The sequence below is a fragment of the Cytobacillus sp. IB215665 genome (assembly GCF_033963835.1).
Classification (GTDB): Bacteria; Bacillota; Bacilli; order Bacillales; family SM2101; genus Nanhaiella.
This window is the reverse complement of sequence record NZ_JAXBME010000004.1, coordinates 66,576-80,628: the sequence shown is the minus strand read 5'-3', so window position 1 is coordinate 80,628 and position 14,053 is coordinate 66,576. Positions and strand designations below refer to the sequence as shown.

15 protein-coding genes are annotated in these 14,053 nt (G+C 34.5%); 1 reads left to right on the top strand and 14 read right to left on the bottom strand.

From position 1 onward, the window contains the following. Positions 1-398 precede the first annotated feature (398 nt). From SLH52_RS06650 to SLH52_RS06630, 5 genes are all read right to left on the bottom strand, one after another. Entirely contained in the window at positions 399-1,436 is a 1,038-nt protein-coding gene (locus tag SLH52_RS06650) for an NAD(P)H-dependent glycerol-3-phosphate dehydrogenase (RefSeq protein WP_320208498.1), read from the bottom strand. Positions 1,437-1,713: 277 nt separating this feature from the next. After that, the gene (gene der, locus SLH52_RS06645) at positions 1,714-3,024 is read right to left on the bottom strand and encodes a ribosome biogenesis GTPase Der (protein WP_320208497.1); all 1,311 of its coding nucleotides are present in this window, start codon (positions 3,022-3,024) and stop codon (positions 1,714-1,716) included. A gap of 297 nt (positions 3,025-3,321) precedes the next feature. After that, the gene (locus SLH52_RS06640) at positions 3,322-3,507 is read right to left on the bottom strand and encodes a capping complex subunit for YIEGIA (protein WP_320208496.1); all 186 of its coding nucleotides are present in this window, start codon (positions 3,505-3,507) and stop codon (positions 3,322-3,324) included. After that, positions 3,504-4,400, bottom strand: coding sequence for a YIEGIA family protein (locus tag SLH52_RS06635; protein WP_320208495.1), 897 nt, complete (start codon positions 4,398-4,400; stop codon positions 3,504-3,506). The genes SLH52_RS06640 and SLH52_RS06635 overlap by 4 nt, the downstream gene beginning before the upstream one ends. A gap of 1 nt (position 4,401) precedes the next feature. Beyond that, entirely contained in the window at positions 4,402-5,001 is a 600-nt protein-coding gene (locus SLH52_RS06630) for a hypothetical protein (protein WP_320208494.1), read from the bottom strand. A 159-nt stretch (positions 5,002-5,160) separates the two neighbouring features. On the opposite strand from SLH52_RS06630, the gene SLH52_RS06625 reads away from it, so the two are divergent. After that, positions 5,161-5,301, top strand: a complete 141-nt coding sequence (locus tag SLH52_RS06625) for a YpzI family protein (protein WP_320208493.1) — start codon at positions 5,161-5,163, stop codon at positions 5,299-5,301. 300 nt (positions 5,302-5,601) lie between these two features. Here SLH52_RS06625 and fni read toward each other — a convergent pair whose 3' ends face one another. From fni to prsW, 9 genes are all read right to left on the bottom strand, one after another. Further along, positions 5,602-6,651, bottom strand: coding sequence for a type 2 isopentenyl-diphosphate Delta-isomerase (gene fni, locus SLH52_RS06620; RefSeq protein WP_320208492.1), 1,050 nt, complete (start codon positions 6,649-6,651; stop codon positions 5,602-5,604). A gap of 11 nt (positions 6,652-6,662) precedes the next feature. After that, positions 6,663-7,802 (bottom strand): 30S ribosomal protein S1, encoded by a 1,140-nt coding sequence (gene rpsA, locus SLH52_RS06615; RefSeq protein WP_320208491.1) that lies wholly within the window; start codon positions 7,800-7,802, stop codon positions 6,663-6,665. An 84-nt stretch (positions 7,803-7,886) separates the two neighbouring features. Further along, a complete protein-coding gene (locus SLH52_RS06610; protein WP_413785500.1) occupies positions 7,887-8,486 on the bottom strand; it encodes a lysophospholipid acyltransferase family protein in 600 nt (199 codons plus the stop codon). Next, a complete protein-coding gene (cmk, locus tag SLH52_RS06605) occupies positions 8,486-9,157 on the bottom strand; it encodes a (d)CMP kinase (RefSeq protein WP_320208489.1) in 672 nt (223 codons plus the stop codon). Before cmk ends, SLH52_RS06610 begins: the two co-directional genes overlap by 1 nt. A 162-nt stretch (positions 9,158-9,319) precedes the next feature. After that, the gene (locus SLH52_RS06600) at positions 9,320-9,505 is read right to left on the bottom strand and encodes a YpfB family protein (protein WP_320208488.1); all 186 of its coding nucleotides are present in this window, start codon (positions 9,503-9,505) and stop codon (positions 9,320-9,322) included. A 250-nt stretch (positions 9,506-9,755) separates the two neighbouring features. After that, the gene (locus SLH52_RS06595) at positions 9,756-10,412 is read right to left on the bottom strand and encodes a flagellar brake protein (RefSeq protein WP_320208487.1); all 657 of its coding nucleotides are present in this window, start codon (positions 10,410-10,412) and stop codon (positions 9,756-9,758) included. 96 nt (positions 10,413-10,508) lie between these two features. Next, complete coding sequence (gene ypeB, locus SLH52_RS06590; protein ID WP_320208486.1) at positions 10,509-11,855, bottom strand: germination protein YpeB; 1,347 nt, start codon at positions 11,853-11,855, stop codon at positions 10,509-10,511. 14 nt (positions 11,856-11,869) lie between these two features. Then, entirely contained in the window at positions 11,870-12,715 is an 846-nt protein-coding gene (gene sleB / locus SLH52_RS06585) for a spore cortex-lytic enzyme (RefSeq protein WP_413785497.1), read from the bottom strand. 592 nt (positions 12,716-13,307) lie between these two features. Then, positions 13,308-13,976, bottom strand: coding sequence for a glutamic-type intramembrane protease PrsW (gene prsW / locus SLH52_RS06580; protein ID WP_320208485.1), 669 nt, complete (start codon positions 13,974-13,976; stop codon positions 13,308-13,310). Between the last annotated feature and the right edge of the window lie 77 nt (positions 13,977-14,053).

Sequence of the window (14,053 nt, the reverse complement as noted above, 5' to 3'; positions counted from 1 at the left end):
CAATGAGAAATCAGTAAGTTCTTTGGATATGCAGCACTCATGCTGTAACCCATTAATTTAACGGACCTTTGCTTTGGTGAATGGGTTGAAGCGCTGTGGAGGAAAGTTGCAAAAGTTATACAATTAAAAGCTTAGAGTCGTTGGATGACCACGATGAACTCCTCTATATATCTTAAATGCAAGCTTTAGTCAGATTACAATCACAGCTTATCCTATTTCATCATCAGAAAATGCTGAAGTAAAGAGGGGCAGCTCTACTCCAGCATATGACAATGTAACCCATTTCGCTTAGCTCAAGCTCATATGGTCGTACGTTCCATTTTATGCGAAAATGAACTATGTTGTATCATCAACAGCCCATTTTTTATTACATTTAGCAAGAAATATGTACCCTTTAGTTAATTATTATTAATACTAATGATATTTAAAAGCTCCTCCATCTCGCCTGTTCTTGTTCGTTGCATGAGTGAATCAAGAGCTTCTTTTGCAGTTTTATCTTCAAACAGAACATCGTACAGAGCTTTTGTAATCGGCATTGTCACATCCATTTTGTTCGCAAGTTGATAAGCTGCTTTTGTCGTACGGACACCTTCAACAACCATACCTAAATTGTCTAATACCTCGGTAAGGCTTTCTCCCTTTCCAAGCATATGACCTGCTTTCCAATTTCTTGAATGAATACTTGTACAAGTTACAATTAAATCTCCAATTCCAGTTAAACCAGCAAATGTTAATGGGTTTGCGCCCATCGCACTACCTAAGCGGGTGATTTCAGCTAATCCTCTAGTAATTAGCGCAGCTTTCGCATTATCCCCGTAGCCTAAACCATCAGTAATCCCAGCAGCAAGCGCAATGATATTCTTTAGTGCCCCACCAATTTCAACACCTAATAAATCTGGATTCGTATAAACTCTAAAGTGTTGATTAATAAATAAATCTTGAATATTTTCAGCTATATCCATATTTTTGGAAGTTACTGTTACAGTAGTTGGGTGACGTAAACTTACTTCCTCAGCGTGGCTTGGTCCAGAAAGAACTACAACGTCTGTCAAAAGACTTTCAGGGAGTTCTTGCTCTATTATTTCTGAAATTCTTAATAAAGAATCTGGTTCTATCCCTTTACTTACTGAGACAATTGTAATCGGCTCTGAAATAATTTGTTTAACCTTTTTCAGCGTATCTCTTATCGCTTTCGTTGGAACCGCTAAAACGACAGTCTTCACATTTTGTAAGGCTTCTGTTAAAGAGCTATATCCAATAATTTTAGGTGATAATTCAATATCTGGTAAATACTGTGTATTCATATGAGCAGTATTAATTTCATCAATTTGCTTCTTATTTCTCCCCCATATCCGAACATCATGACCATTATCAGCTAGTACCATTGCTAGAGCTGTTCCCCAACTTCCTGAACCTATTACTGCAATACTATTCATTTTTCCACACCCTTCTTGATTATCTCATAACTTTATGGATGTTTTACGCATTAATGATTGCTATTCATACTAAGAAATATATACGTATAAACCAAGTGTTCGTGGCATCTTTTCTTATTCAAAAATGACGTTAACTAATTAAAATTAATATTTTGCTTTTCTATTTTAATACAATTGCAAAAAAGTTTAGGTAATCCGAGGATAATTTAATAGGTCATAATATCCAGTATTACCCTCTCCTTACGATCAGATGCTATAAACATTTACCTTACATACCCTATTTACGGGAACGTGCAAATATTTTTATAGGTGTCCCTTCAAAACCAAAAGCATCACGAATACGATTTTCTAAAAAACGTTCATACGAAAAATGCATTAACTCAGGGTCATTTACGAATATAGCAAAAGCAGGAGGCTTAACTGCTACTTGTGTAGCGTAGTAAATCTTCAAACGGCTGCCATTACTAGTTGGTGTTGGATTCATCGCTACAGCATCCATAATTACATCATTTAAGATATTCGTTTGAACTCGTAGCGAGTGATTTTCGCTTGCCAAACCGATCATTGGAAGAAGCGTATGCATACGTTTCTTCGTTTTTGCAGATAAAAATACAATTGGTGCATAATCCAAGAATAAAAAGTGATCTCGAATTTTCTGTTCAAAGTCACGCATCGTTTTTTCATCCTTATGAATTGTATCCCACTTATTCACTACTATCACAATGGCTCTTCCTGCATCGTGAGCGTAGCCAGCGATTTTTTTATCCTGTTCTATGATTCCTTCTTCAGCATTGATTACGACCAATACAACATCAGATCTGTCTATCGCTTTTAACGCTCGAAGCACACTATATTTTTCTGTGCTTTCATATACTTTCCCCTTTTTCCTCATCCCTGCTGTATCAATAATAACATAGTCTTGCCCATTGAACTGATATTCAGTATCAATTGCATCTCTTGTCGTTCCTGCTATATCACTTACAATTACACGATCTTCTCCTAAAATAGCGTTAACTAATGAAGATTTTCCAACATTCGGTCTACCTATAAGTGAAAACCTAATAATTTCATCATCATAATCCTCAACTAAATCCTTTGGGAAGTGAGCTGCGACAGCATCTAACATATCACCTAACCCTAAGCCATGAGTACCTGAAATAGGAAATGGTTCACCGAAACCTAGTCCATAAAAATCATAAATTTGATCTCTCATTTCAGGATTATCTACTTTATTAACGGCTAACACTACTGGTTTTTTAGATCGATATAATATTTTTGCTACTTCTTCATCTGATGCTGTGATGCCATCTCTACCATTTGTCATAAAAATGATAACATCTGCCTCTTCAATCGCAATTTCTGCTTGGTGACGGATTTGCTCTATAAAAGGCTCATCACCTATATCAATCCCACCTGTATCAATAATATTAAAATCAAAATTCAACCATTCAGCTGAGCTGTATATTCTATCTCGTGTGACTCCAGGTATATCTTCGACAATAGAAATCCGCTCGCCTGCTAATCGATTAAAAATTGTTGATTTTCCTACATTTGGTCTACCTACAATTGCAACAACTGGTTTAGTCATAGTTTTGTCAACCTCTCTCTGTTATCTATATTAAGAAAATGAATGTCGTATTAGTGTCAAAGTGCTTTAATATCAATCATATATATAATAAAGAAGTAATGCTAATAAATAAACCCTTCAATAATGAAGGGTTTAACTTTTATATATTATCAGAAAACCAACAACAGGACAAACCCCTTAGTGAAGTTGAACAAGTAAATAAGTATATTCTTTAAGATCGAAATTTCTCTCGATAATCAATACCATCTGCAAAATTAGAACACATGAAAATGGTATGGGCGAAAACATCATCTTATTTTAATGTTTTACAATGATATATAAATCATCGCTCAAACCATGTGCAATTCCGTCTAAAATTGCTTCCAGATTTGCCGCAATCTTTTCCATTTCTGCTGTACTATCACAAGTAAACGTAGGGGCTCCTCCTGCTACCTTATTACTTTTTGTAGTAATTACTGCAAGAATATACTTTTCGAGATTCATTTAAGCTCACGCCCCTTTTCATTAGCTTTAGATTCTGTAGGCATACGAATTGCACTTTCTAATGTAGGTACTTCACCGATGATCTCTATTGCTTTTACTACGTCTTTTTCCTGTGGTAAAATAAATATGCCCACCCTACCATCATCTAAATCTCGTTTTGCTAAAGGAATGAGCGCAGGTGTACCAGAATCTCTATACACACCTAATGCCGTAGATATATCATGTAGAATCGCTTGTCGTTGCCCTAAATTCGCGATCGTTGAACGGGCATCGAAATTTTTGGGAGATAAAATAAAACCCATTCCGTATTGTAGTACCTCTTCTTGTCTCTTTGGTAACCCAATATTCATAATATAGATATTATCTACATACAATCCACTCCCATCAAATCGTGGCTCAACAAATTCCACACTTACGATTTCCTTTAATTTTCCACCAGTCATTAACTTTCTTGATAACCCAATTGCGATAAATCCAACTATTGTTCCAGCCAATATCCCAAACGCTAAATAGCATAATGTTGCGATGAGCGAAGTAAAAATAACTAAATAATTGCGACCTTCAAAAGCTATTGCTATTCCTTCAATATAAGTACTTCCTCTTGGTACTAGTTCATATTGATCTAGTTCATTTAATGTATTTCTTTCCATATTCCTTACTTCCCGAAATTGTGATGCAGCTAATGCTAAAAAAGTAATTGCAGAAAAATCTTCTTCCATAATAGCAGGGACTGCAATTGTTCCTAATCCTGCTGCGATAAACCCAAGAGCTATATGTATAATCTTGCCATGAAGGTATGTTGGATATTGCCTATAATCTGTACGAAGCATATATAAACGTGCAATAGTACCAAATATGACACCAAATAAAATCGGATACGTATATTCATTCATCTTAGCCTTGTTTCTCCTTTATGTTTTTATGAATTAACAGATCAAAATACTTTGTCATATGTTCAAACGCAGCCCAACCCATAATTAAAAATAAGCCTATGGAGACTATATCTAGAAAATTAAGTGAACCAATCTCATAATAGAAGTTAAATCTCTGTAAAATGATAAAGTATAATAACTCACCGTGACATAATCCGGTTACAAATATAATCACTCTATCTTTTGAATATTTTGCAAGCATAAAAGTGATATATACTAGTGGGATAGATAGCATCCATTTTCGATCAAATAAAACCCAAACAGGATCAAACAACTCAAACAAATGAAAGCTAACATAAGCAAATGTAATGGTAATCATTGAAATAAACGTATATATTTGTTGGTTCCAGCGTTTTTTAGATATGACTGCATAACATACGACTAGCAACATTAAATAACTATATGACACAGATATGATGTCATTTTTTAACGTACTTACCGAAAGTATGATTGTTAATAATGCAACTATCGCTATCATTAATCTCTTCGTACTCTTATTTAGACAAAAAGTTGCTATAACCCACAAAGACCAAAAGAACCAATAAAAAAATTGTCCCTCCACGACCAATTCTCCCTTCATAACCATTATTGCTACAAAACAATAAATTTAATCCAATTAAATGAAAAACATCATGAATAGATAGCTTTATAAAAACGAATATTAGAATTATCTTGTTTATAACTTGTGTTAGTTAAAACTAAACAACATGGAGGTTACTATATGGGAAAAGATCGACAGGAAAAAAAACTGCAAAAAAAGAAGCAAACTGAATCTGACAGAGATCAAGCTCTTCACTACCGTGGTGCAACAGAACTTGAGAGTCCTAGTCAAGCTAGATTACGCAATGGGCAAGAACAGTAACATTTGAGGTATTTATTGTTGTTCAAAGATAGCAACAGAAAGTAACGAATGTAAATAACTCTTTTAGTTGTTGTAATTTATTGGAACAGCATAAAACATCCATATTAAAAAGTTGTTTTTGCAATTGATAGTTGTTTGCTATTAAGAAATAAATACGTACTCAACTAGAATCTGGGGTATCTTTTCTAAAAACGATGACAAACGTATAAAACCATTCGTCGCGATTCAAATTCCAACAAAGTTCACGAAAAGAGCCATAAAAAAAGAACCTGACACTATCGAGGTGATAGTGTCAGGTTCTTATCTTTTACTATATTGACTTGTATTAATTCCTCTTTGACATAGCCAATGATACGTGTCCCCATTAAAGACTAAAGGGCTATGTTGCAGTTCTGTAATCGTTCTTGTACCTAAAGCTGTCATAATTATCTTTAAATGATTTTTAAGCTTCGTAATCTCATCGATTAAGCCGTGTAATCCATGGTTAGTTAATATTGTTAGAAAGTATCCAGCAAAAGCAGTTACATTTGCTCCGAGCGCAATTGCCTTGGCGACATCTAAAGCATTTTGTATGCCACCAGACGCTACGATTGAAAGTTCAGCATGGGTAGCTCGCACCTCACAAATGGAAGGAGCTGTTGGAATCCCCCATTTATCAAAGTAACTTAACGTGTCTTCGCGCCTCTTATTTTCAATCTTAGAAAAGTTAGTTCCTCCGTATCCACCTACGTCAATGATTTTCACACCAATATCAAACAACTGTCGAGCTGTTTCTTTACTAATACCGAAGCCAACTTCTTTAACTAAAACAGGAACCTCTAATCCATGAACGATTTTTTCAATTCTATGTAACGCACTTGTAAAGTCACGATCACCTTCAGGCATAATTAACTCTTGGATAACATTTAAGTGTATTTGTAAGCCATTAGCGTCGATCATCTCAACTACTCGCTGTGCATCCTCTACCGTAGCTTCACTACCGATATTTGCGAAAACAACCCCATTCGGATTAACCTTTCTAATGATTTGAAACGATTCTCTTTCAGCTGGGTCTTTAAGAGCTGACATTCCTGAGCCAACACCCATGGCAACATTACATTCATTAGCTGCTATAGCAAGGCTTTTATTTATCTTTGTCGTTTCCTCTCCACCACCACCTGTCATGCCATTGATAAAAATAGGCGAACTTAAATTAAGTTCGCCTATTTCTGTACTAACATCAATATTGTCTAATGCTATATTTGGTAAGCTCTGGTGGACAAACTGGACATCATCAAAACCATTATTTCGTTCCTGTCCTGTTTCAAGTGCAAACAATATATGCTCTTGCTTCCTTTTTGCTCTACTCAAGTCCATCACCATTATTTAAATTCGTTTAGTTTATCACCGATGACTTCGCCTAACTGAAACCCAGTATTTTCCTCTAAAGCTTGATAATTACTTTCTACTTCTTCTTTCACATTTTCATCTAGTTCTTTAATACTTAATGAAATTCGTTTTTCATCTTCATTAACATCTAATACCTTCACTTTAACACTTTGATCTTCCTTCAACACTTCATGAGGTGTCCCTATATGAGAGTTTGATATTTGAGAAATATGAACAAGCCCCTCTACTCCTGGTAATACCTCTACAAATGCACCGAATGATACTAGTCTCTTAACCGTTCCTTCAAGAATATCACCAGCTTTTAACTTATCAGAAATATTTGACCACGGGCCAGGCAAAGTTTCTTTTATTGACAGAGATATACGTTCATTATCTCGATCTACAGCTAATATTTTCACATTAACCTCTTGACCTACTTCAACAACCTCTGCTGGCTGTTCAACTCTGTTGTGAGAGAGTTGTGAAATATGTACAAGACCATCAACTCCACCAATATCAACAAAAACTCCAAAGTTAGTTAATCTTTGGACTGTTCCCTCTAACACTTGACCTTCGTGTAAAGTATTTAGTAGTTGTTGTTTTTTCGTTTCTATTTCCTCTTCAACGACAGCTCTATGTGACAAAATAACTCTGTTTTTATCTCGATCTAACTCGACTACTTTAAATGTTAATTGCTTACCCTTGTATTCTGTGAAATCATCTACATAAAATTTTTCCACAAGAGATGCTGGAATAAATCCTCTTACACCAATATCTACAACTAGTCCACCTTTTACAACGTCTTTTACTTCTGCTTCAATAATTTCACCAGTTTCAAATTTTTGTTGTAGGTCATCCCATGCTTGATCAGCATCAATTTCTTTTTTGGACAAAATTAATGCATCTTCTTCTACTTTCTTAACCTTTACTGTTAACATATCATCAACTGAAACTACATCACTTGCTTTTTCTACATGCAAACTAGATAGTTCACTGATTGGAATTATTCCACTTAGTTTGCTACCTTCTACATCAATATATACTTGCTTTTCTTCTACCTTTGTGATTTGTCCTTTTACTACATCGCCAACTTCAAAGGTTGTTACTTCCACTTGATTCAAATCCTCACTCATCTCTATTTACCTCCTTAATTCCCCAACAACAGCTTTAAAAGTTCTTTTTAATAACTTCTTACAAATAAAACCTTTTGTCAAGTATTAACTTGCTTTGACATCGTAATTTTCAAGAATTTCACCAATTGCATCCATAATTACATCAGTCACTTCACTTGCTGATGCTTTTTGTTTCCGCATCTCAGTAATATCAACAGGCCTTCCATAAACCACATGAAGCTTACGAAACGGTTTATAAGGTCCAATAATCGCGCATGGTACTACAAGTGCATTTGATCGAAGTGCAAAGAACCCAACGCCAGCTAAACCTTTACCGAGATTTCCTTCTTTATTTCGAGTGCCTTCAGGAAATATTCCTAATACATTATCATCATTTAATATTGCTAAAGCATTCCTAATAGCGCTCCTGTCACTCATGCCACGCTTTACTGGAAAAGCATTTAAGTTGCTAATCGCTGTTTTTAATATTGGTACTCGAAAAAGTTCTTCTTTTGCCATAAAATGAATAGGTCTAGTTGAAGTAATGCCAACAACGGGTGGATCTAATACAGATATGTGGTTTGAACAAATTAATACTGACCCTTCTTTAGGGATATTTTCTGATCCGATAATTTTTATGCGATATAACGGCTTTAATATCCCCCAAACAATATTCTTTGCTATTGTATAAAAAGCCAACCTTATCAAATCCTCTCTTTAACGATATCCATAATCATATTAACAACCTCAAGGATCGAATACGATGTGGTATCTATCTCTATCGCATCAGGAGCTTTTTTCAAAGGTGCAATCTCACGCTCGGAATCAAGTTTATCCCTTAATTCTATATCATTCATTATTTGTTCGATGTTTGAATCGTAACCTTTATTAATATTTTCTTCATGGCGTCTTTTCGCTCTTTCTTCAACAGAGGCCAACAAAAATACTTTTACCTCAGCATCGGGGAGTACATGCGTACCGATGTCCCTTCCATCCATGACGACGCCACCATTTTGAGCAAATCGCTGTTGCCTAAGTACCATTTCTTCACGAACGAGTTTATGTTTAGCTACTATTGATACTTGATTTGAAATATCATCTTTGCGAATTTCTTCAGTAACATTTTTTCCATTCATAAAAACAATCTGTCCGTCTTTTGATGGCTTTAATTGAATATCAGTATCTTTTAATAAATGAATTAATGCTTTTTCATCATCTAGATTAAGTTCGTTAAGTAATGCATTATAAGTAATAGTTCTATACATTGCACCTGTATCAATATAAACATACGATAATTGCTCTGCTATAATTTTCGCAACTGTACTTTTTCCTGCGGCAGCTGGACCGTCAATCGCTATTGAAATCAGTTTTTTCATGATGCCTCCTACAACTACTTACAAAGATAAATAAAAAGCGCTCATTAATACAAGAAAATTAACATGCGGCAGATCATAAAAAAACATGAAAATCCCCTTTTCACACATAAGCGCGGAGTAAATCTTTAATAAAATTCCCTCTATATTGTAACATACACTGACCTACTGGTCGAACGTTTCAAGCACAATTGTAAAGTTATTTTTTTGCACTCCCTCATAGTCAACTAGTTTGGATATATATGGCTTTACATCATTGTGAGCCAATAAACTTTGAGCTATGATCAAAAAAATAACTTGAATGATGACTAACTTCATGATAATACCTTCAAATCTTTTCAATTTAAACACTCCGTTTTTAATTATTGTGTTAAAAAACAGAGTAAATTATGCATTCAACATTTTTTATATATGGCTGTTTTTGCATTGGTTGTTGCTTTTCGTAAGGAATAATTACGTGTAACCCAAGCATCCTAGCATCTTTACTGTCTTAAAGTGATATCAACTGCATAAATTTATTTATTGCGGTTCTAAATTAGTCTCAGTAGCAACATAGTTTACGAAAAGAGCATTTAATATAAACCCTCATATTATAAAAAAACTACAATTCCCTTTTCCGCATGGCAACTTGCTGTTCGAAACAATATCTAATCAACATTTGACGCTCAGTTTCTTTGATGTCAAGAAATTCAATTGTTGCTTTATTTCTGTCGTAATCATCCCCTCCAATCATTCGAATGACTTTACAGGGTATTTTCAAATATTTATATTCTCCCGACTGGTAAGGAAGTACAAACCATACTGACATCTCTGTATTAGGTGAAACCTCTACATCTTGAGGCATAATCAAGGCTGCCCCACCTGCACTTAAATCACTCGTAACAGTTAAAAAAGGGGGGAAGTCATCCTGTGTAGAATGTACCGCAACATCGACAGAAGTCTCAATTCTAACAAATTGTCTTCTTTGTACTTTAACAAACTTGTCTTTTGCTGGTTTTACTAACGAAATCATAGGAATTCGCTGATTAGTTTTGCCTATGATATGTGTCTTAAATGTAAAAACCTGCTGATCTTTTCTTATGTATTTAGCATTAAAGTGAGTACCTATCGTAAAAAATGTTGATTTCCCTGTCGACGTATTAATTGGATAATCAATATAGATGTATTTTGTATTCAATTCAACAATTCTACATTTATATGTATCTGTCTGTTCACCACGTGTATGAGAAAGTGTAATCGTATCCCCTACTTTCAACATCTAAACCACTCCTATGTAGGTAATCAAACCAAAAAACACTAAAATATGTTATTTTATTAATACTATTAAATCATGAAAGAACGAAAAAGAACAGCATTAAAGCTGTTCGTAGATAGGTTCTGCGTTTTTTAGTTTTTCAACTTTTTCTTCGAAACCATTTTCTGCATTTATGAAGATTCGATACGTATCTGAGTCGATCGTCCCTATAAACTCAAAGCACAAAACTTCTTCTCCTAAGTTATTTACAATGATCGCCTGTCTCTCTTCCATTATAGTTACATCAGGGTTTATATTTTCTTTTGCCTGTTCTACTGTTAATGTTGGTTGTGGGATAGCCCTGTCCCGCTTAGCCGTTAAATAATCCCGAGCAGAAAACCCAATAATATTTCCTTTATCTAAGGCTACTTTCATATTTATTGAGTCAGGATAAATTCTTACACCATCCATCTCGGTAACAAACGTAAACACACCTGTATTACCATATTGAGCACTCTCAAAAAGCTGCTGGTTTTCAAACTTGTTCTTTTTTAAAAATGTAGCTGCTTTATTAGCTGCATCATTTAGGCTTACTTGTTGTTCTTTAATCTCTCGGTCCTGAATTACCCAAATAGGGTAGCCCCCTTTTTTAGTTATATCCATATACGTATTAGCTTTACTTTTGTTATCCTGGATTGTTAAGCTATAAAAATCATAGTTTGAACCGTCAGCATTTTCACTAATATTTATTTTCTCATCTCCCTTTAAACCAAGAAAGTTGATCGCAATTCTTTGAGCTTTTGCTTCATCAATCTTTTCACCTTTTATTTGCTCTAAGCCTTCATTTTTCATATCTAAACTCGTAAATGTTGGCCCCAAATTTGTTTCCGAATAGCCTTCGACGTTTTTTTCTACTGTCTTAAACCCATCTATAATCGTATTATCCATTTGCTCGTCGCCAGTAGATAATGCTAATTCAACATCCATCCATCTCAAGTTATTTTCTAACACTAGGTATTGTACTTTCCTAAGCTCACTTTGAATTTCAGCAGCATTTCCATATAACGTTTTTAATGTCTCATATTCGTCCTTTGATAATGGCTGATTATTTAAATCTCTAATTGCAGTTCGATAGCTAAATTCACCAATCTTTGATAAAAATTCTTCCGTTTTATTAAAAGGTAATAACGTCAAAGGTAATTGCCCTACATCAGAATGTGCTTCTGATGTAATTCTCCATACTTCCGCTAGTGCAGGAGAAAGCGATAATGGAGAATTCATAGCTAATGTAGTTCCTATCTTATCTTGTAGCAAATCAAGTTGATAGGTTAAGTCATGAAATGCGCGTTGATAATTATTTTCTGCCTGAATTAAAATTGCGTTTTTTTCTCTATGTTCCTGATACCCCCAATACGATACACTCGCTACACCTAATGTTAAAATTCCTATTATTATTCCTCTAATCAAAATATCCCGCCTCTCTATTTACAAAATACATGTTTACCAATTTTTTTGATTTGTGGACGGGTCCATATCCATTCACTTGTTGCTGTATCTGGATTAAAATAATAAAGTGCATTTTCTGAAGGATCCCATCCATTTATTGCATCTAAAACGGCTTGTTTCGCTTTCTCATTTGGTGTTAACCAAATTTGACCGTCAGCAACTGCTGTAAATGCTCTAGGTTCAAAAATGACACCTGAGACCGTATTTGGAAAGGAGCTGCTTTCTACACGGTTTAAAATGACTGCGGCCACTGCAACTTGCCCGATATATTCTTCTCCACGAGATTCTCCATACACGGCATTCGCCATAAGTTGAATATCATTTTGTGAGTAACCGCTTGGCATATTCATTGCTGTTGACTTTTTAGGTGCCGTTCCTTTTTGCGATTTCTTCGCTGGTTTAGACTCTTTCTCCTGCTTTTTTTGTTTTACTTGTTTTTCTAAATCGACGTTACCATAATGAGTAAAATGATTTCCTTTATTAATTTGTTCATAAACAAAATCTTTATTAAATTTTGAGGCATTAGCTAACTTATCTTTTGTACTAGGTCCTGCTATTCCATCGACTGGTAATCCAAATTCAGATTGAAATTCTCGTACAGCCCAATATGTGCCCCATCCAAAAACTCCATCTATTTTCCCCTTAAAAAAACCTATAAATTGTAAGCGAGATTGCAATTCTATAACGTCGTCACCGACAGCACCTTTTTGTATAACCTGATTACTAAAAGCATTTGTGACGATCGGTGAAGAGTTTGTAAGCATGAGACAAGTACATGTTAGGGCAAGTAAAAATACTTTCTTATATAATTTTTTGTACATTCTGTTAACCTCCAACTCTTTTCACATACTACAATTATCACTATTAGATTTCCGTAGACATAGAATTTTTATTCAGAGGTCGTTTTGCTTAGGTTGTCGTTATATGCAAATTTAACAAATAGAAACTAGTTTTCATGGCATCTTTTCTTCTTAAAAACGATATAATGAGGTTTTTCTTGTCCAAGAAAAATATCGATATATTTATGAAATGAGTTGAACGCAACAAATTTTTCCTATTAAAATCCGTTTTCATTTTTTGGGCAAAAAGTACTATATAGGAATACCTCAGCACGTGCTGCATGATAGCTGCTCATTATTGTATAGTCACAAAAGGAAAAGGTTCTTCTTCAAAAAACTTTGTGACTTCTTTCACTTATATTGGAGAAACTGATGTGTATTAGATGATTTTGTAGTCTTTAGAGAAGAAAAGCTGAATTTCTGTGTTTAGCTCTTTTTACGAAAAGCTACAAATGATTCGAAAATGCCAAATAAAAAGATCGCCTCTATAGCTAGAGGCAATCTTTAAGAAACCCGCACAAGTTGAACATAGTAAATCAACTATGCGGAGTATAATATCATTAACACCCTGTATCTAATATATATGTTTGATAGCACGTGCTTTTTTTACCTTGCGTAAACCTAACCACCAGAGGAATATCATAAAAGGGATGATAAATAAAATCCACTTTTCTTGTACTAATTGTTGTGCTAATAAAATGATATAATCGTATAATCCATGTAGCATAAATGGGGTCAACAGAGACAGGATTAACCATTTACTTTTACTCGCTTCTTCGGAAAAACGTGCCTTACCTAAATAATACCCCATTACAACCCCTAGCAATGCATGACTTGAGACAGGTAGCATCGCTCTCATAATGGCTGTCTCTACTCCCTGCGCAAATAAATATAATATATTTTCGACAGTTGCAAACCCTAATGAAACACTTACACCGTAAACAATTCCATCATAAACCTCATCGAATTCTACATGTTGATATACTGTATAAAATAATATGAACCATTTAATAAATTCCTCAAGTAAGCCTGTTACGAGAAATGAATTAATAAAATTTGAGCTAATATTATATTCTTCATGAATTACATATTGAATAAACATAATAGGAAAAACTAAGATTGCGCCAAAAATAAAAGATCGTACAACCATAGATATAGGCTCAACCTCATAATCATCTTTTAAATAAAAATAACATAACAAAGCTAGGCCAGGAGCAATACCTGCGGAAACAACCGCTATCATCATCTGTCCTCTTTTCTTTTTAAATGTTAAATGTATCGTACCATGATAAACTATATTTGAAAATAACATCCATATAC

Excerpts from the sequence above, each read along its gene's own strand:
- SLH52_RS06650 (WP_320208498.1), bottom strand. The coding sequence starts at position 1,436 with ATGAATAGTATTGCAGTAATAGGTTCAGGAAGTTGGGGAACAGCTCTA.
- der (WP_320208497.1), bottom strand. The coding sequence starts at position 3,024 with ATGACTAAACCAGTTGTTGCAATTGTAGGTAGACCAAATGTAGGAAAA.
- SLH52_RS06640 (WP_320208496.1), bottom strand. The coding sequence starts at position 3,507 with ATGAATCTCGAAAAGTATATTCTTGCAGTAATTACTACAAAAAGTAAT.
- SLH52_RS06635 (WP_320208495.1), bottom strand. The coding sequence starts at position 4,400 with ATGAATGAATATACGTATCCGATTTTATTTGGTGTCATATTTGGTACT.
- SLH52_RS06625 (WP_320208493.1), top strand. The coding sequence starts at position 5,161 with ATGGGAAAAGATCGACAGGAAAAAAAACTGCAAAAAAAGAAGCAAACT.
- rpsA (WP_320208491.1), bottom strand. The coding sequence starts at position 7,802 with ATGAGTGAGGATTTGAATCAAGTGGAAGTAACAACCTTTGAAGTTGGC.
- cmk (WP_320208489.1), bottom strand. The coding sequence starts at position 9,157 with ATGAAAAAACTGATTTCAATAGCGATTGACGGTCCAGCTGCCGCAGGA.
- SLH52_RS06595 (WP_320208487.1), bottom strand. The coding sequence starts at position 10,412 with ATGTTGAAAGTAGGGGATACGATTACACTTTCTCATACACGTGGTGAA.
- sleB (WP_413785497.1), bottom strand. The coding sequence starts at position 12,715 with ATGTACAAAAAATTATATAAGAAAGTATTTTTACTTGCCCTAACATGT.
- prsW (WP_320208485.1), bottom strand. The coding sequence starts at position 13,976 with ATGATAGCGGTTGTTTCCGCAGGTATTGCTCCTGGCCTAGCTTTGTTA.